General features: G+C 60.9%; 16 protein-coding genes and 1 pseudogene. 6 read left to right on the top strand and 11 right to left on the bottom strand.

Features of this window, described 5'->3' with window-relative positions; all coding sequences use genetic code 11:
- Position 1: 1 nt before the first annotated feature.
- From AD663_RS21590 to dapE, 3 genes are all read right to left on the bottom strand, one after another.
- Positions 2-379, bottom strand: coding sequence for a hypothetical protein (locus AD663_RS21590; protein ID WP_003184958.1), 378 nt, complete (start codon positions 377-379; stop codon positions 2-4).
- An 83-nt stretch (positions 380-462) separates the two neighbouring features.
- Positions 463-1,272 carry a putative RNA methyltransferase gene (locus tag AD663_RS21585; protein WP_003184956.1) on the bottom strand — a complete coding sequence of 270 codons (810 nt, stop codon included), beginning with the start codon at positions 1,270-1,272 and terminating at the stop codon, positions 463-465.
- A complete protein-coding gene (dapE, locus tag AD663_RS21580) occupies positions 1,272-2,423 on the bottom strand; it encodes a succinyl-diaminopimelate desuccinylase (RefSeq protein ID WP_003184954.1) in 1,152 nt (383 codons plus the stop codon). Before dapE ends, AD663_RS21585 begins: the two co-directional genes overlap by 1 nt.
- A gap of 309 nt (positions 2,424-2,732) precedes the next feature.
- Between dapE and tcdA the strand changes: the two genes are divergently transcribed.
- Complete coding sequence (tcdA, locus tag AD663_RS21575) at positions 2,733-3,548, top strand: tRNA cyclic N6-threonylcarbamoyladenosine(37) synthase TcdA (protein ID WP_053214504.1); 816 nt, start codon at positions 2,733-2,735, stop codon at positions 3,546-3,548.
- Between the two features lie 130 nt (positions 3,549-3,678).
- Here the strand turns inward: tcdA and AD663_RS21570 are convergent, their stop codons facing one another.
- From AD663_RS21570 to AD663_RS21555, 4 genes are all read right to left on the bottom strand, one after another.
- The gene (locus tag AD663_RS21570; RefSeq protein WP_003184950.1) at positions 3,679-4,083 is read right to left on the bottom strand and encodes a SufE family protein; all 405 of its coding nucleotides are present in this window, start codon (positions 4,081-4,083) and stop codon (positions 3,679-3,681) included.
- Positions 4,080-5,285: an aminotransferase class V-fold PLP-dependent enzyme gene (locus AD663_RS21565; protein WP_053214503.1), complete on the bottom strand. Its 1,206-nt coding sequence runs from the start codon at positions 5,283-5,285 to the stop codon at positions 4,080-4,082. The genes AD663_RS21570 and AD663_RS21565 overlap by 4 nt, the downstream gene beginning before the upstream one ends.
- Positions 5,286-5,409: 124 nt before the next feature.
- A complete protein-coding gene (dapD, locus tag AD663_RS21560; RefSeq protein ID WP_053214502.1) occupies positions 5,410-6,444 on the bottom strand; it encodes a 2,3,4,5-tetrahydropyridine-2,6-dicarboxylate N-succinyltransferase in 1,035 nt (344 codons plus the stop codon).
- 32 nt (positions 6,445-6,476) lie between these two features.
- Positions 6,477-6,839 (bottom strand): ArsC family reductase, encoded by a 363-nt coding sequence (locus tag AD663_RS21555; protein WP_003184944.1) that lies wholly within the window; start codon positions 6,837-6,839, stop codon positions 6,477-6,479.
- 176 nt (positions 6,840-7,015) lie between these two features.
- Between AD663_RS21555 and AD663_RS21550 the strand changes: the two genes are divergently transcribed.
- Positions 7,016-8,371, top strand: a complete 1,356-nt coding sequence (locus tag AD663_RS21550; RefSeq protein WP_053214501.1) for a hypothetical protein — start codon at positions 7,016-7,018, stop codon at positions 8,369-8,371.
- A 183-nt stretch (positions 8,372-8,554) separates the two neighbouring features.
- On the top strand, positions 8,555-10,201 hold the full coding sequence (locus tag AD663_RS21545) for a Na+/H+ antiporter (RefSeq protein ID WP_053214500.1): 1,647 nt from the start codon (positions 8,555-8,557) through the stop codon (positions 10,199-10,201).
- A 522-nt stretch (positions 10,202-10,723) separates the two neighbouring features.
- On the opposite strand, the gene AD663_RS21535 is transcribed toward AD663_RS21545, so the two are convergent.
- The gene (locus AD663_RS21535) at positions 10,724-11,095 is read right to left on the bottom strand and encodes a type II toxin-antitoxin system HigA family antitoxin (protein WP_003184937.1); all 372 of its coding nucleotides are present in this window, start codon (positions 11,093-11,095) and stop codon (positions 10,724-10,726) included.
- A gap of 5 nt (positions 11,096-11,100) precedes the next feature.
- Positions 11,101-11,403, bottom strand: a complete 303-nt coding sequence (locus tag AD663_RS21530; RefSeq protein ID WP_053214499.1) for a type II toxin-antitoxin system HigB family toxin — start codon at positions 11,401-11,403, stop codon at positions 11,101-11,103.
- A gap of 263 nt (positions 11,404-11,666) precedes the next feature.
- Here AD663_RS21530 and AD663_RS28995 point away from each other — a divergent pair, with 263 nt between their 5' ends.
- From AD663_RS28995 to AD663_RS21525, 3 genes and pseudogenes are all read left to right on the top strand, one after another.
- Positions 11,667-11,807 (top strand): hypothetical protein, encoded by a 141-nt coding sequence (locus tag AD663_RS28995; protein WP_157062733.1) that lies wholly within the window; start codon positions 11,667-11,669, stop codon positions 11,805-11,807.
- A gap of 192 nt (positions 11,808-11,999) precedes the next feature.
- Positions 12,000-12,199: pseudogene (locus tag AD663_RS29435) on the top strand (tail assembly protein); the annotation flags it as partial.
- A gap of 615 nt (positions 12,200-12,814) precedes the next feature.
- Positions 12,815-13,174 carry a DUF6124 family protein gene (locus tag AD663_RS21525; protein WP_003184929.1) on the top strand — a complete coding sequence of 120 codons (360 nt, stop codon included), beginning with the start codon at positions 12,815-12,817 and terminating at the stop codon, positions 13,172-13,174.
- Positions 13,175-13,395: 221 nt separating this feature from the next.
- Here AD663_RS21525 and AD663_RS21520 read toward each other — a convergent pair whose 3' ends face one another.
- Together AD663_RS21520 and dapC are read right to left on the bottom strand one after the other, a co-directional pair.
- On the bottom strand, positions 13,396-13,698 hold the full coding sequence (locus AD663_RS21520; RefSeq protein WP_003184926.1) for an XRE family transcriptional regulator: 303 nt from the start codon (positions 13,696-13,698) through the stop codon (positions 13,396-13,398).
- Positions 13,699-13,900: 202 nt separating this feature from the next.
- Entirely contained in the window at positions 13,901-15,100 is a 1,200-nt protein-coding gene (gene dapC / locus AD663_RS21515; RefSeq protein ID WP_003184924.1) for a succinyldiaminopimelate transaminase, read from the bottom strand.
- Positions 15,101-15,146: the final 46 nt, after the last annotated feature.

Here is a 15,146-nt window from a genome sequence, read left to right as displayed (position 1 = left end):
GTTACGCAGTCTTCCAGGTAATCTCTTCTTCCCCATCGGCACTGATGCGAATCCAGCGATCCGCCGATTCCTCACCTTCTTCCTCCACCCATGAGCCAGGCGCGCAACGCACTTCGACATTCAGCGCGGCGAAGGCGGCGCGGGCGCAGGCGATGTCGTCGTCCCATGGGGTCTGGTCGCTTTCCAGGTACAGGCTGTTCCACTTGCCCACGGCCTTGGGCAGCCAGGTCACCGGGACGGTGCCGGCCTTGCACTTGTAGGTCTGGCCTTTCTGTACCCATTCGCTGCACGGGCCCAGCGCCTGGCCGAGCCAGGCGGCGATGGCCTTGTGGTCTACGTCGGCGTCCTTGAGGTAAATCTCGATATCGGGTTGGCGCATGGATGTCCTCGCTGCGGTCTTGAAAAATCCATTCGCGGATTTAACGCGCCCCCAAGCGGTTGCCGGGGGCCGGAAACAAAAGGTTATTGAAGAACGAAATAATCGTAGCGCATCGACACGGTGACTTCGAACGGCTCGGCCTGCTCGATCACATTGGCGCGGCGTTCGGCACTGGCGCGCCAGCCGTGGGGCGTCATGGCCAAGAGGTTGGCACGGTCCTGGCCACTGGCGAGCGTCAGCTTGAATTCGAGGGTTTCGCTGTGATCCAGGACCATGCCCGACGGTACCAGGGCCAGGTGCTTGTCGTCGGTGTACTCGCGCACTTCGTCGTACAGGCGTTCGCGCAGCTCCATCAGGTGCCCCGCGGTCGGGCCGACCTTCATCAAACCGCCGCCGGGGCTGAGCAGGCGCTTGGCCTCTTGCCAGTCCAGTGGGCTGAATACACTCGCCAGGAACTGGCAGCAACCGTCCGCCAGCGGGACGCGGGCCATGCTGGCGATCAACCAGGTCAGTTGCGGGTTACGTTTGCAGGCACGCTTGACCGCCTCGCGGGAAATGTCCAAGGCATAGCCGTCGGCATCGGGTAGCGCTTCAGCGATCTGCGCGGTGTAGTAACCCTCGCCGCAGCCGATGTCCAGCCAACGTCCCGGCGCGCGTTCGGCGGCCAGTTCGGCCAGGCGTCGGGCAACGGGGGCGTAATGCCCAGCGTTGAGAAAGTCGCGCCGGGCTTCGACCATCGCCTGGTTGTCGCCGGGGTCACGGCTGTTTTTGTGCTGCACCGGCAGCAGGTTCAGGTAACCCTGCCGCGCACGGTCGAAGCGGTGCCCGGCCGGGCACACCACGCCGTTGTCCACGGCGTTCAGCGGTTCACTGCAGATCGGGCAGGCGAGCATCAGGCGAGCAACTTGATCAGCGTCTTGTAGTAGATCTCGGTCAGCACATCGAGATCGGCCGCCAGCACCCGCTCGTCGACCTGGTGGATGGTCGCGTTGACCGGCCCCAATTCCACCACTTGGGTGCCCATGGTGGCGATGAAGCGGCCGTCGGAAGTGCCACCGCTGGTGGACGCTTTGGTCTCGCGACCGGTGACGTCCTTGATGCTCGACGACACCGCGTCCAACAACGCGCCCGGCTCGGTGAGGAACGGCAGGCCGGACAGCGCCCAGTCGATGTGCCAGTCCAACTGGTGCTTGTCGAGGATAGCGGCGACGCGCTGCTGCAGGCCTTCGACGGTGGACTCGGTGGAGAAGCGGAAGTTGAACACCGCCACCAGGTCACCGGGGATCACGTTGGTCGCGCCGGTGCCGGCGTTGAGGTTGGAAATCTGGAAACTGGTGGGCGGGAAAAAATCGTTGCCATGGTCCCAATGCTCGGCGGCCAGTTCGGCCAAGGCTGGCGCGGCCAGGTGGATCGGGTTCTTGGCAAGATGTGGATAAGCCACATGGCCTTGCTTGCCGCGCACCGTCAGCTTCGCACCGAGGGAACCACGACGGCCGTTCTTGACCACGTCGCCCACCAGCGTGGTGCTCGACGGTTCGCCGACGATGCACCAGTCCAGTCGTTCCTGGCGGGCCTTGAGGCGTTCGACCACGGCCTTGGTGCCATGATGGGCCGGGCCTTCTTCGTCGCTGGTGATCAGGAAGGTCAGCGAGCCCTTGTGGTCCGGGTAGTCGGCGACGAAACGTTCGGCCGCCACGATCATTGCCGCGAGGCTGCCTTTCATGTCCGCCGCGCCACGACCGCACAGCATGCCCTGCTCGTCGATGACCGCATCGAACGGGTCGAGCTGCCAGGCCTGCACCGGACCGGTCGGCACCACGTCGGTGTGCCCGGCGAAGCACAGCACCGGGCCGTCATGCTTGCCATGGCTGGCCCAGAAGTTATCCACATCCTCGATGCGCATCGGTTCGAGCTTGAAGCCGGCATTGCCCAGGCGCTGCATCATCAATTTCTGGCAATCGGCATCCACCGGCGTCACGGACGGACGGCGGATCAGGTCGCAGGCGAGTTGCAGGGTCGGCGAGAGGTCGGCGTGGGCCGTCATGGAAAACTCCGGAAACATGGAAAGGAGACACGGATCTCTGTGGGAGCGGGCTTGCCCGCGAAGGCGTCAGCGCAGTGACGCTAAAAGCTTCGCGAGCAAGCCCGCTCCCACAGGTCCTGAGTTCGGCCATTCGATTGTATTTGGCCAAGGCTCACAAAATGGCGGTTATCTTATAGCAAAACGACCATCATGGGCCCCACTATGCCGACAGTGTGTGACACAAAACCTGTGGGAGCGAGCTTGCTCCCACAGAGGTTTTGCTTAATTTGCCGCGACAAAGCCCTATAATGCGCGCCGGTTTTTGGGGTAATGGTCATGAGTTCAGAAGATCCACGGTTTGCCGGCATCGCCCGTTTGTATGGCATTGAAAGCCTGGAACGCCTGCGGGCGGCCCACGTGGCGATTGTCGGCGTGGGCGGCGTCGGTTCCTGGGCCGCGGAAGCCATCGCCCGTTGTGGCGTGGGCGAGATTTCGCTGTTCGACCTGGACGATGTCTGTGTCAGCAACGCCAACCGTCAGTTGCATGCCCTGGACAGCACCGTTGGCAAGCCCAAGGTCGACGTCATGGCCGAGCGGCTGCGCGGGATCAACCCCGACTGTACCGTTCACGCGGTGGCCGATTTCGTCACGCGCGACACCATGGCCGAATACATCACGCCGAACATCGACTGCGTGATTGACTGCATCGACAGCGTCAACGCCAAGGCTGCGCTGATTGCCTGGTGCAAGCGCCGCAAAATCCAGATCATCACCACCGGGGGCGCGGGCGGGCAGATTGATCCGACGTTGATCCAGGTCTGCGACTTGAACCGTACCTTCAACGATCCGCTGGCTTCGAAGGTGCGCTCCACCTTGCGTCGCGACTACGGTTTCTCCCGCACCGTGACCCGTCACTACAGCGTGCCCTGTGTATTTTCCACCGAGCAACTGCGCTACCCGAAACCGGACGGCAGCATCTGCTTGCAGAAGAGTTTTGTTGGCGACGGCGTGAAGCTCGACTGCGCGGGTGGGTTTGGCGCGGTGATGATGGTCACGGCGACATTCGGCATGGTCGCGGCGACCAAGGCTGTGGATAAGATCGTGGCGGGTGTGCGGCGGCCGGCGGACAGGGTCAAGCCCGGGTAGTAACGGCTTTTGGTGGCGAGGGAGCTTGCTCCCGCTGGGCTGCGAAGCGGCCCCCATTTGTCGGAGTCAATCATGCTGGCCCCAGGGCGGCTGCTTCGCAGCCGAGCGGGAGCAAGCTCCCTCGCCACCGTTATCGCGCCAGCTCACGCATCCGCTGCAACACCGCATTCAAGCCGTTGCTGCGCGAAGGCGACAATTGCCGCGACAGCCCCAACGCATTGAACCAGCCCGGCAAGTCCACCTGTTGCAGCTCTTCGACTGACAGCCCATTGACCCGCGCCAGCAGCAACGCCACCAACCCGCGGATCAACCGCGCATCGCTGCTGGCGCAAAACTGCCAATGCCCATCGTGCAATCGCCCCACCAACCACACCTGGCTTTCACAACCGTGGACGAGGTTGGCGTCGCATTTGTCTGCGTCGCTCAACGGCGGCAAACGTTCGCCCCATTGCATCAGCAGCCGTGCGCGTTGTTCCCAGCCTGAGGCGTCCTGGAAAATCTGCAACGCCGTGGCAGCATCGGCCGGCAGGTTCATCGGAGCATCTCCAAGGCCTGGTCCAGGGCGTCGAAGAAACGTTCGAGGTCGGCGGAATCGTTGTACAGCGCCAGCGACACTCGGATTGCTCCGGACAGTTGCAAATGCTTGAACAGCGGCATAGCGCAATGATGCCCGGCGCGCACGGCAACGCCTTGCTCGGTCAGCAAGTGGGCCAGGTCGGCGTTGTGCACGCCTTCGACCACGAAGCTGACCAGTGCCAGGCGCGGATTGCCCACCAGGCGGACGCCGTTGCGCGCCAGCAGGCCGTGGAGCAGATAGTCGTGCAGCGCCGCTTCGTGGTCGATGATCGCTTGCGGGTCGAGGCCGGACAGGTAGTCCAAGGTGGCGCCCAGGCCGATTACGCTGGCGATGGGGGGCGTGCCTGCTTCGAAACCGAGCGGTGCCGGGCGGAAGGTAGCGCTGTGATAATCCGCCAGTTGCACCATCTCGCCGCCAAATTGCCAATGCCGTAGTTGGCGAAGCGCTTCGGTGCGACCAAACAAAGCGCCCAATCCGTCGGGGCCGTAGAGTTTATGGCTGGAAAATACATAGAAGTCACAGCCCAGGGCCTGCACGTCGTGACGGCCGTGGACCACGCCCTGGGCGCCGTCGACAACGGTCAACGCGCCTTGGGCCTTGGCCATTGCCAGCAACGCCGGCAATGGTTGCCAGGCGCCGAGCACATTGGACAACTGGCTCACCGCCAGCAAGCGCGTGCGCGTGCCGATCAGCTCGGCGGCGGCGCCCAGGTCGATCACCCCGTCGGCATCCAGCGGCAACACCACCAGCGTCAACGCGCGGCGTTCGGCCAATTGTTGCCATGGCAGCAGGTTGGCGTGGTGTTCCAGGGCGCTGATGACGATTTCATCGCCCGGGTTGAATAGGTGTTCCAGGCCGTAGGCCAGGAGATTCAGCGCAGACGTCGCGCCATGAGTGAAGACGATCTGCCCGCTGTCCCCAGCGTTGAGCCACTGCGACACCTTGAGGCGACTGTCTTCGAATGCCTGGGTTGCGTGGGCGCCCGGTAGATGCTGCGCACGGTGCACGTTGGCCGCGCCATTGGCGTAGTAATGCGCCAGGGCGTCCAGCAGGGCTTGGGGCTTTTGGGTCGTGGCGGCATTGTCCAGGTAGGTCTGGCCTTGCCGATGCAGGGCGGCGATGGCCGGGAAATCGGCGCGCCAGGGGGATTGGATCAACATGCTTTCGGGCCCTGCTGGAATGACGCCGGACCCTGTGGGAGCGGGCTTGCTCGCGAAGCCTTTCGGCGGCCTTGAAGGCGCCTTCGCGAGCAAGCCCGCTCCCACAGGTGTTGGGTGAAGCGGCTTAGTTGTGCGCGTGCAGTGCTTCGTTCAGCTCGATGGCCGATTTATGCGTCTTGCATTCCACCGCGCCGGTCTCGGAGTTGCGGCGGAACAGCAGGTCCGGCTGGCCGGCCAGGTCGCGGGCCTTGACCACTTTGACCAGTTGGTTGTTCTCGTCCAGCAGCTTGACCTTGGTGCCGGCGGTTACGTACAGGCCCGACTCCACGGTGTTGCGGTCGCCCAACGGAATACCGATGCCGGCGTTGGCGCCGATCAGGCAGCCTTCGCCGACCTTGATCACGATGTTGCCGCCGCCCGACAGGGTGCCCATGGTCGAGCAGCCGCCGCCCAAGTCCGACCCCTTGCCGACGAACACGCCAGCCGAGACGCGGCCTTCGATCATGCCCGGGCCTTCGGTACCGGCGTTGAAGTTGACGAAACCTTCGTGCATGACCGTGGTGCCTTCACCCACGTAGGCGCCCAGGCGGATCCGCGCGGCATCGGCGATCCGCACGCCAGCCGGGACCACGTAGTCGGTCATTTTCGGGAATTTATCCACCGAGAACACCTCCAGCAACTCGCCGCGCAGACGGGCTTCGAGCTGGTGCTCGGCCAGTTCGCCCAGGTCGATCGCGCCTTGGCTGGTCCAGGCTACGTTCGGCAGTAGAGGGAAAATGCCGGCCAGATTCAGGCCGTGGGGCTTGACCAGGCGATGGGACAACAGGTGCAGCTTGAGGTAAGCCTCAGGGGTGGAGCTCAGTTGCGCATCTTCGGCCAGCAGCGTGGCGACCAGCGGCTTATGGCTTTCGGCCAGGCGGGTCAGCAGTGCGGCTTGCGCGGCATCGACGCCCTTGAGGACTTCAGCGAGTTGCGAGGCCTGGGCGGTGGTGAAGGTGATGGCTTGGTTGCCTTCGCTGTAGCCAAGGATCGGCGCAATGGCGGCAACGATCTCGGCCGATGGATTGAGCAGCGGCTGTGCGTAGAACACTTCCAGCCAGGCGCCTTGACGGTTTTGAGTGCCGACGCCGAAGGCCAGGCTGAACAGGGTAGTGGACATGAAATTACCTCTACAAAATGGACTGGGCAGGCTTACTTGATCTCTGCCGCATAAATATCTGGCTTGAAGCCAATCAGGGTTCTGTCACCGAGATCGAGCACCGGGCGCTTGATCATCGAGGGTTGGGCGAGCATCAGTTCGATGGCTTTCGTCTGGTCGAGATCGGCTTTGCGTTCGTCGTCGAGCTTGCGAAAGGTCGTACCGGCACGGTTCAACACCACTTGCCAGCCATGCTCGTTGCACCATTGGGTCAGGTGCTCACGGTCGATGCCGGCGCTCTTGTAGTCGTGAAAGTCATAGCGCACCGCGTGCTCATCGAGCCAGGTACGCGCTTTTTTCATCGTATCGCAGGCTTTGATGCCGAAAAGCTGTAGATGCTTGTTTTCCTTGGGCATGAATGCTCCCCCAAAACGTTCCCGGTATCGTCCTGAAAATCAGCGGACGATTATGCCACGTCGTTCCTTTCAGTGCCTTGACTGTCGCGACGCAAAGGACGAAGCGGAACCGATAGGAAAGTGGTGACCACACAGCACAGGTTAACCCAGCACTTTTGCGCACAAGAGAGCCGCCCATGGATTCCATCTCCCTGACACCGCCCCATCCACTGACGAATCAGACTGAAGAAACACTCCCGCCCCTTTCAACGACATCGACCACCGGGACCGCTGCATCCGTCCCGATCGGCCCTGTCACGGCTGAACAGGACCTGGCAAATCGGACGGGTGCAATCAAGGCCCAGCTCACCCGGGTATTCGAGCCGCATATTAACGGTGCCAATCGCGAGGCCTTCGAAGCACTGATCGACGATCGTTCGCGTACCTTGGCCAATGACGGGGAAACCGCGGAAAGCGTCGATGCCGTGCTGACCAAAGGCTCGCGGCTGGATCGCGCGTCCCATGACACTGTTGGATTCCTTCGTTCGGTTCCCTTCGGCGCGGCGTCCATCGCGCTGGACTTCGCCCCGGCGGTGACCGGCAATGGCTCGATTACCGCGCCGTTGGCGTTGTCAGCGATTGCCGGCCTGGTCAGCAGCGCCGCCGACACGGTCGGCAACGGCCTGATCAAGCGCGCCACCAGCGACACCCAGTGGCTGGTGGCCGAAAATGCCGATCTGGAGCCGGTCATGCAAGAAGCCGCCCAGGCGGTGAAGCCGAGCCTGACGACCCAGGCTATCGAAGGCAGCCTGACTTTCCAGACCTTCTCTGCGCGAAACGTGTTACGCACGGTCATCCAACCCGTCGTGACAAAGACCGTCGATGCGCAAACGGGCAGCAAGGTGGACTCTGTGATAGCTGCCGTCGGTTCTCCGCTTTCCGGCATGGCCGCCTATGACTTGCAACATTCCATCGATAAATCGAAACACCGGATTGGCCCGGAATACCTGTTGGGGCGTCAAGACTGGCATCAGCGTTTCAAGGACCTCAAGAACTATGGCGTAGGGAGTGCTGCGATGGGCATTGCGAAGCGGGTCGGCAGCCTGCCGCTGGACGCGATGCGCGATGGCAGCAAATCGCTGCAAGCCTTGGTTACGCCGACTGGCCTGGTCAGTGGTCTCGGAGCGTTGGCCGGCGGTATTACTGCGATCGGCATGGCCCAGACCGCCGCTGTCAACGCAGCCAGGAACGCCGGGATTTCGCCGGCGGGGGTTGCGGCGGCTGGCAAGGCGACGGTTACGGCTACGATGGCCCCCGTGCTCGCCGCCTGGGTGACAACGGCAGTGATGACCCAGCCGTTGGCGGACAAGACCTCTGCCGCGTTGGACAGGCTATCCGCCGGGCCCGCTCATCCGGATGAGCTGCAGGGAATGTTGTCCTTGGTGGAAGTGTCGACGGCCGAACAGATCGGGGAAGATAACGACAATGACGGTGACGGCGTCGATGTTGTCTCGGGCCGCTCGACCCTCAATGCCGCTGAGCGAGCTGTTTAGCTTCGGATAGTCGTCGGTCGCTCCTGCCGAGTGGCGGTTGGGAGCGACCAAGAGGCGACTTCGCATTGACGCCGCTGAGGTGCGACCAATGTGCAAAGGCAGCGGTTCACCTTGGCAGTTAATATGGCACTTCACCGGCCAGCTGTTGCCGTAGATGTGTATGGCTGTCATTGGAAGTCCGTTATGCAAAGCGCCTATACCGTCCTGATCCTGTTGATGCTGGTGGGCGTGTCGCGCCTGATCGGACGGTTGATCCCGCTGCCGTTGCCCCTGGTGCAGATCGGCGCCGGCGCCGTGCTGGCCTGGCCCTCGCTGGGGCTGCATGTAGCGCTTGATCCCGAGTTGTTCCTGTTTCTGTTCCTGCCGCCGCTGCTGTTCTCCGATGGTTGGCGCATGCCCAAACGCGAGTTGTGGCGCCTGCGCGGGCCGATCCTGACGTTGGCGGTGGGGCTGGTGTTGTTCACGGTGGTGGGCGCCGGGTACTTCATTCATTGGCTGCTGCCGAGTATCCCGCTGCCGGTCGCTTTCGCCCTGGCTGCGGTGCTGTCACCCACCGACGCTGTGGCAGTGTCGGCGATTGCCCGGGATCGCCTGCCCGGGCCGCTGATGCACATGCTCCAGGGCGAGGCGCTGATGAACGATGCGTCGGGCCTGGTGACCTTCAAGTTTGCCTTGGCGGCGGCTATCACCGGCGTGTTTTCCCTAACCAGCGCGAGCCTGACTTTCGTCCTGGTGGCGGTCGGCGGCCTGCTGGTCGGCGTGGCCCTGAGTTGGCTGGTAGGCCGCTTGCGGGCCTGGATGATTGCCCGGGGCTGGGACGATCCGGCCACCCACGTGGTTTTCATGTTGTTGCTGCCGTTTGCTGCCTATGTGCTGGCTGAACGCTTGGGCGCCTCGGGCATTCTCTCGGCGGTGGCGGCGGGGATGATGCAGAGCTGGCTCGACCTGCTGCCGCGCCAGACCGGCACGCGGTTACTCAATCGCAGCGTCTGGTCGCTGCTGGAGTTTGCCTTCAATGGCTTGATCTTCCTGCTGCTGGGCTTGCAGTTGCCCGACATCATCAAAGCGGTGACCAGCCATGAAGCCACCCTGTGGCCGACATTGTTCTACCGCTGTCTCGACGTACTGGCGATTTTCCTTGTGTTACTGGTGCTGCGGTTTGTCTGGGTGCAAAGCATCTGGCGCCTGTCGGGGCTGTTGCGCCACTGGCGTGGCAAGGGCGAATTGACGCTGGTGCCCACGGCGCGCTCTTGCTGGTTGCTCACGTTCGGTGGGGTACGCGGTGCGGTGACATTGGCGGGTGTGCTGTCAGTGCCGTTGCTGTTGGGGGCGGGCGAGGCGTTTCCCGAGCGAGACTTGCTTATCTTCATTGCTGCCGGCGTCATCTTGCTGTCGTTGATAGCGGCGTGTATCGCCTTGCCGATATTGCTGCGCGGAATCGAGAAAAGCCCCGATGACAAACGTCGCAACGAAGTACGCGATGCCTGGCGAAAAACCGCCGAAGCGGCGATCCGCGCGCTGGAAGTGGAAGAACCGGCCGAAGCCGTCAGCCCGCCGGATGCGGCCAAGGCCGCGCTGGCGACCGAGGTCAAGGCGCGGCTGATGTCTGAGTATCGGCATCAGTTGGAGATATTCAACGACTCCGCCGAGGCCCAGGCGCTGGCATTCGAGATGGATCTGCTGGAGCGCCGGCTGCGTTTGAAGGCTTTTCGGGCGCAGCGGCTGGAGTTGTATCGTCTGAGTCGTCATCACCAGATTGGCGATGATGTACTGCGTGAGGTGCTGGGGGAGTTGGATCTGGCGGAGGCGAATTTGGGGTTGGGTAAATAATATCGGCCTCATCGCCCGAAGAGTCTGGGGTCGATCACAAACTCTATGAACATCCCTTGCGATGGGTAAAGTCAAATACGAATGGTGGGCTATCCTGTGCTGCTATTTTTGGATTGCTTCAGCCGACGGATCTAAAATCTTGAGCAGCATCTGATCGTGTTCCGCACGCGGTGCCTTATAGAACATGCACCGATCTAGAAGAATCCTTTTCATGCTCCGGGCCGAGGCAAGGTGCTTGGGCTCGACAGAGATCTCTGCGGTCCTGCCGCTCCGGATGTCGGTCACTTCTGCCCTAGCTCTCCCTGCTCAAGGAGTTCAATTTTCGCGAACAATCTTGGCGTGGTTTTGCGTGCCGGAGAGGGCGTCTCCCTAAAGATTTGCGGCCAGCAACAAGCTGTAACGCCCAGGAACCGATTTCTCAAGTCCGATGTGCTTTACGAACACTCTGATATGTCTTTCTCTTCGACTGAGGTCATTTCTTGTCCTTGCTGGTTTGAAAAAGCCCGGCGGACCGGGCTAGCATCAGGCAGCTTTTACTGGCTTTATCAGGCTTTCTGCGGGGATGCCGAACATATCGTGAAGCTTCCAGATCATGGGCAGAGTTAACGAGCGTTTACGGTTGAGCACCTCGTATACGCGGTTCGTTTTTCCGATAGCGGGAGCCAGATCGGCCGCGGTGAGTCCGGATTGATCCATGCGAAACTTGATGGCTTCAATTGGGTCAGGCAAATCAACCGGGAAGTTCTTGGTTTCGTAGGCCTCGATCAGAGTGATCATGACTTCGAAAGCATCGCCTTCCGGGGTGCCAGGTTCAGGCTCATTCTCAAACAGGGGAGAGATCTCTTTGAGAGCTACCCGGTATTCTTCATCGGTGCGGATTGGGCGAATTTTCATGATGATTACTCCATTTCCACGATGTTTGCGTCGATCTCATCGTACCGACGATGAGTGCCGACAAACTTGATGTACACAGCGCCGAAGCGGTAGGCAATGGCGACCACCAGGCGGTAGTCGTTATCCTTGATGTTGAACACCACGCGGCGACTCTTGAGAATGCTTGCGTTACCGTATTGCGCCTTGATGTCGTTTGGGTTGGTCCAAGTGGCTTTTTTGGCATCGTCAAGCCAAGCCTTAAGCTGCTGTTCGGAATCTGGGTATTTCTCCCAGAAGGCTTTCAGATGACTGATGGCGATAATTCTCATGGGTGAGAATGTAGTCCCATGGTGGGACTTTTGCAAGCATTCACAAGCAACAGCTTGCAGTCCTGCCGGGCACTCTGTTCCGATATCTTGGGTTCATCTTCCATAGGGGTGACCCCATGAGATTGTTCGTAGGCGCGGTAGCTATTGCTTTGCTGGCGGGGTGTTCTACGTCGCCAGTTTCTCCAGGCGAAGCGAGGCCGGTTCCGAAAAACCGAATCGTTGCCTTCTCCGCAAATCCGAAAGAGGCATACGGAACCGTAGTCGTGACCCGAGACACGGGGTTCCTGGGTGGCGGCTGCTATGTCGCTATCCATATCGACGGAAAGTTTGCTGCACGAATCGATACCGGTGAGGTGGCGAAATTCTTTCTGTCCATCGGCGGTCACCCGTCGGGCTCGGCATAGATAGGCAAGGCGGCGGCATGTGCAGCTGGACAGATATGTTGAAAGAGCAATCGGCAAGCCTGAAAGGCCAGGTGAAGCGATTCCGAATTAGCGGAGACTCGCAGACTGGATTGGATATCAGGCCCAGCTCGCTTTGATTTTTTCGATCACCACAACCGCCTCCGGGCGGTTTTCTATTTCTTGGAGAAAACCATGGCCGCCATGGCAATTGAATATCAGCCCATGACCCAATTTGCTGTTCGGGCAGCTTCGGCAGTTCGGTCGGTCATTTTGACTTTCTATTCGGACTGTCGCAGAAGCGGTCAAGGCGCTTTGCGTGCAGATCCCCGGATTCGAACGATTTCATCTCCAATGATAAGTCTAGAGGGATGGAGTTTGCGGTTTCATTAGGCCACTACACATCCTTAACCTCATAAAAAGCAAAGCCGCCCGAAGGCGGCTTCAATCGACACGCAGTTGAGCTTGCTTCGCCCTTTCTGCGCCGCTGGGTCAACCCCGAGAGGGACCCAGACTCCTGCCAGCTCTCGCTGGTGACGGGATCGACTATGGCTACCGGCGTTAGTGAACTCAAGCCAGCTTGAACGCTTGAAACAGCGTTGCATGGGATGGGTCGGTGTACTAAGCCAATGAAATCAATGGCTTCGCTTATCTCAGTACGTTTTATTTCTTTTCTTGTCTGAGCAGGCGATCGCGGTCTGTCAGACGCACCGAAGTTTCCGACAAGTTTTTAAGGTTGTCCGTCGGAAGCGAGGGCTCTAGCCTTTGGATGTCGCTGCCAATTCAGCGACCGGACGTGAGAATCCGAACACCCACTATGCGCATAAGCGCCCGCCATATAAAGTGCAGGCGCGTTTCGTCCATGCTTCGTGTTATGGCGGCTGTGCGCGGGCATGCTTCGACATGGCCGGGTTTTGTGGGTTTGACTCGGATTCTCACCCCGCGTACAGCTGCCACTCTCCAGTCCGTGAGAAGACTTTGTGGCAGCTCCCAAACCCAAGGAGCATCACATGATCAAAGAAACTCCGAATCCTCCAAAGCCAGCATCAACTTTCCCCTACGGCGACTACGCCCCCGAAAAGCTGCAAGAAGCCGCTGATCGTGCGTTGGATCATTACCTCAAGCCTGGCGACAGCGAGTCAGAACCCAAGCCCTCGACGCAGCTGTTCATCGTGTCGGACAGCGTTGATACCGAAGCCCTGTTGGCCAACCTCAGCGAAACCCTCGCTTCGGCCAATGCGATGCTCAGTGACCTGGCGTTTGATCTGGACGGCTCGCGGCGGCATGTGGCGTTGGGAGTGGCGCAGATGATTGAGTTGGGGGCGTTGTTGGCGACCAAGGCCTTGGATCGGGTAGAGCTTCGGACTTGATGCAATAAGTGCCGGCCTCATCGCGAGCAAGCTCCCACAGTGGTTCTGTGTCGCTCACACATAGGGTGGTCGACGCCAAACCCCTGTGGCGAGGGAGCTTGCTCCCGCTGGGGCGCGAAGCGGCCCTAAAACCTGACAGCCCGGTGTGTCAGGCAAATTGAGTTGACTGCTTTGGGGCCGCTGCGCAGCCCAGCGGGAGCAAGCTCCCTCGCCACGACAGCTTATGCGTGAGCCCCTTCATGCTCAGGAACCAGCCGCACTTCCACTCTCTGACCCAGCGCACGGGCTGCGCTGGCAAGCGTTGCCAGCGTCATTCCCGCATCGTTCTGGTCGAGCGCACGATCAACAGCAGTGCGACTGGTGTGCATCCGTTGTGCCAAGGCCTTTTTGGTCACTTTCTGAAGCTTCATGGCTTCGGCAATCTGCCAGGCAATAACACGTTTGAGCGCAGCGGCGGAAACTTCTTCGGCGATGCCTTGCTCGGCGAGGAAGTCGTCAAAATTAGATCCAATGTGCTTGTTCATGCCGTACCTCATCATAATGGCGCGGTATCCATTATGAATGAGGTGTACCGAAATAGGTGCATTGCGCAACCTAGGCATCACTGAGTATTTGTACAGGGGGAGGTGGTGGCCGGTACGGATGTTGCTGTTGGGGCCGCTGCGCAGCCCAGCGGGAGCAAGCTCCCTCGCCACAACAGCGGTCCACTTCAGTCCGTTACAGCTATCAACCCCGACGCTGGATGAACGCGCGAATCCGTTCCGCTGCTTCCACACATTCAGCCAATGGTGCAACCAGCGCCATGCGCACACGCCCGGCCCCCGGGTTGACGCCGTCCACATCGCGGGACAGGTAGGAGCCCGGCACGACCGTCACGTGTTCCTGTTCGAACAGGTCTCGGCAGAACGCCGCATCATCGCCCGCCACATTCGGCCACAGATAGAAGCTGCCATCGGGCCTTTGCACGTCCAGCACCGGGCTGAGGATTTCCAGCACGGCGTCGAATTTTTCCCGGTACAGCGCGCGGTTGGCCCGTACATGCACTTCGTCGTTCCAGGCCGCGATGCTCGCCAGTTGGGTCTGAACCGGCATCGCGCAGCCGTGGTAGGTGCGATACAGCAAAAAGCCCTTGAGGATGTCTGCATCGCCGGCCACGAAACCGGAGCGCAGGCCTGGCAGGTTGGAGCGTTTGGACAGGCTGTGGAACACCACGCAGCGCTTGAAATCCTTGCGACCAAGTTCGACGCAGGCGGTGAGCAGGCCTGGCGGCGGAGTCTGTTCGTCGAAGTACAGTTCGCTGTAGCACTCGTCTGAGGCAATGACGAAGTCATGCTCGTCGGCCAGGGCGATGAGTTTTTTCAGCACATCCACCGGAATCAAGGCGCCGGTCGGATTGCCTGGAGAGCACAGGAACAGGATCTGGCAGCGTTTCCAGATGTCTGGCGATACCGCATCGAAATCCGGATTGAAGCCGTTTTCGTCCAGGCATGGCAGGTAGTGCGGCTTGGCCCCGGCCAGGAACGCCGCGCCTTCGTAGATTTGATAGAACGGGTTCGGGCTGACCACCAGCGCATCGTCGCCACGGTTGACCACGGTCTGGGTGAAGGCGAAGAGGGCTTCACGGGTGCCATTGACCGGCAGCACGTGGCGCGCCGGGTCGAGCCAGCCGTTCGGCACGTTGAAGCGACGCTCGCACCAGCCGGTGATGGCTTCGCGCAACTCCGGGATACCGAGGGTGGTCGGGTACACAGCCATTTTTTCCAGGTTACTGGCCAGGGCTTCGGCCACGAAACTGGGCGAGCGGTGCTTGGGCTCGCCGATGGACAGGGCGATGGCGCGCTTGTCCGGGTTGGGCGTGACGGTGCCGAGCAGGGCGCGGAGCTTTTCGAACGGGTAGGGCTGCAACTGGTTCAGAGCGTTGTTCATCGGGGGCCTCGTTCAATGTGGGAGCGGCGGTGCGGCGATCCCACAG

It is taken from the genome of Pseudomonas sp. Q12-87, from assembly GCF_001269755.1.
In the GTDB taxonomy this organism is placed as follows: Bacteria; Pseudomonadota; Gammaproteobacteria; order Pseudomonadales; family Pseudomonadaceae; genus Aquipseudomonas; species Aquipseudomonas fluorescens_S.
Note: the sequence above shows the minus strand (reverse complement) of the source record. Positions and strands in the feature narration are given on the sequence as shown.

Bases quoted from the DNA above. Each gene is read 5' to 3' on its own strand.
- dapE (WP_003184954.1), bottom strand. From the start codon at position 2,423: ATGACGGCCCACGCCGACCTCTCGCCGACCCTGCAACTCGCCTGCGAC.
- AD663_RS21550 (WP_053214501.1), top strand. From the start codon at position 7,016: ATGGATTCCATCTCCCTGACACCGCCCCATCCACTGACGAATCAGACT.
- AD663_RS21535 (WP_003184937.1), bottom strand. From the start codon at position 11,095: ATGAAAATTCGCCCAATCCGCACCGATGAAGAATACCGGGTAGCTCTC.
- AD663_RS21555 (WP_003184944.1), bottom strand. From the start codon at position 6,839: ATGCCCAAGGAAAACAAGCATCTACAGCTTTTCGGCATCAAAGCCTGC.
- dapC (WP_003184924.1), bottom strand. From the start codon at position 15,100: ATGAACAACGCTCTGAACCAGTTGCAGCCCTACCCGTTCGAAAAGCTC.
- AD663_RS21585 (WP_003184956.1), bottom strand. From the start codon at position 1,272: ATGCTCGCCTGCCCGATCTGCAGTGAACCGCTGAACGCCGTGGACAAC.
- AD663_RS21565 (WP_053214503.1), bottom strand. From the start codon at position 5,285: ATGTTGATCCAATCCCCCTGGCGCGCCGATTTCCCGGCCATCGCCGCC.
- AD663_RS21530 (WP_053214499.1), bottom strand. From the start codon at position 11,403: ATGAGAATTATCGCCATCAGTCATCTGAAAGCCTTCTGGGAGAAATAC.
- AD663_RS21525 (WP_003184929.1), top strand. From the start codon at position 12,815: ATGATCAAAGAAACTCCGAATCCTCCAAAGCCAGCATCAACTTTCCCC.
- dapD (WP_053214502.1), bottom strand. From the start codon at position 6,444: ATGTCCACTACCCTGTTCAGCCTGGCCTTCGGCGTCGGCACTCAAAAC.
- AD663_RS21570 (WP_003184950.1), bottom strand. From the start codon at position 4,083: ATGAACCTGCCGGCCGATGCTGCCACGGCGTTGCAGATTTTCCAGGAC.
- AD663_RS21590 (WP_003184958.1), bottom strand. From the start codon at position 379: ATGCGCCAACCCGATATCGAGATTTACCTCAAGGACGCCGACGTAGAC.
- AD663_RS21545 (WP_053214500.1), top strand. From the start codon at position 8,555: ATGCAAAGCGCCTATACCGTCCTGATCCTGTTGATGCTGGTGGGCGTG.
- tcdA (WP_053214504.1), top strand. From the start codon at position 2,733: ATGGTCATGAGTTCAGAAGATCCACGGTTTGCCGGCATCGCCCGTTTG.
- AD663_RS21520 (WP_003184926.1), bottom strand. From the start codon at position 13,698: ATGAACAAGCACATTGGATCTAATTTTGACGACTTCCTCGCCGAGCAA.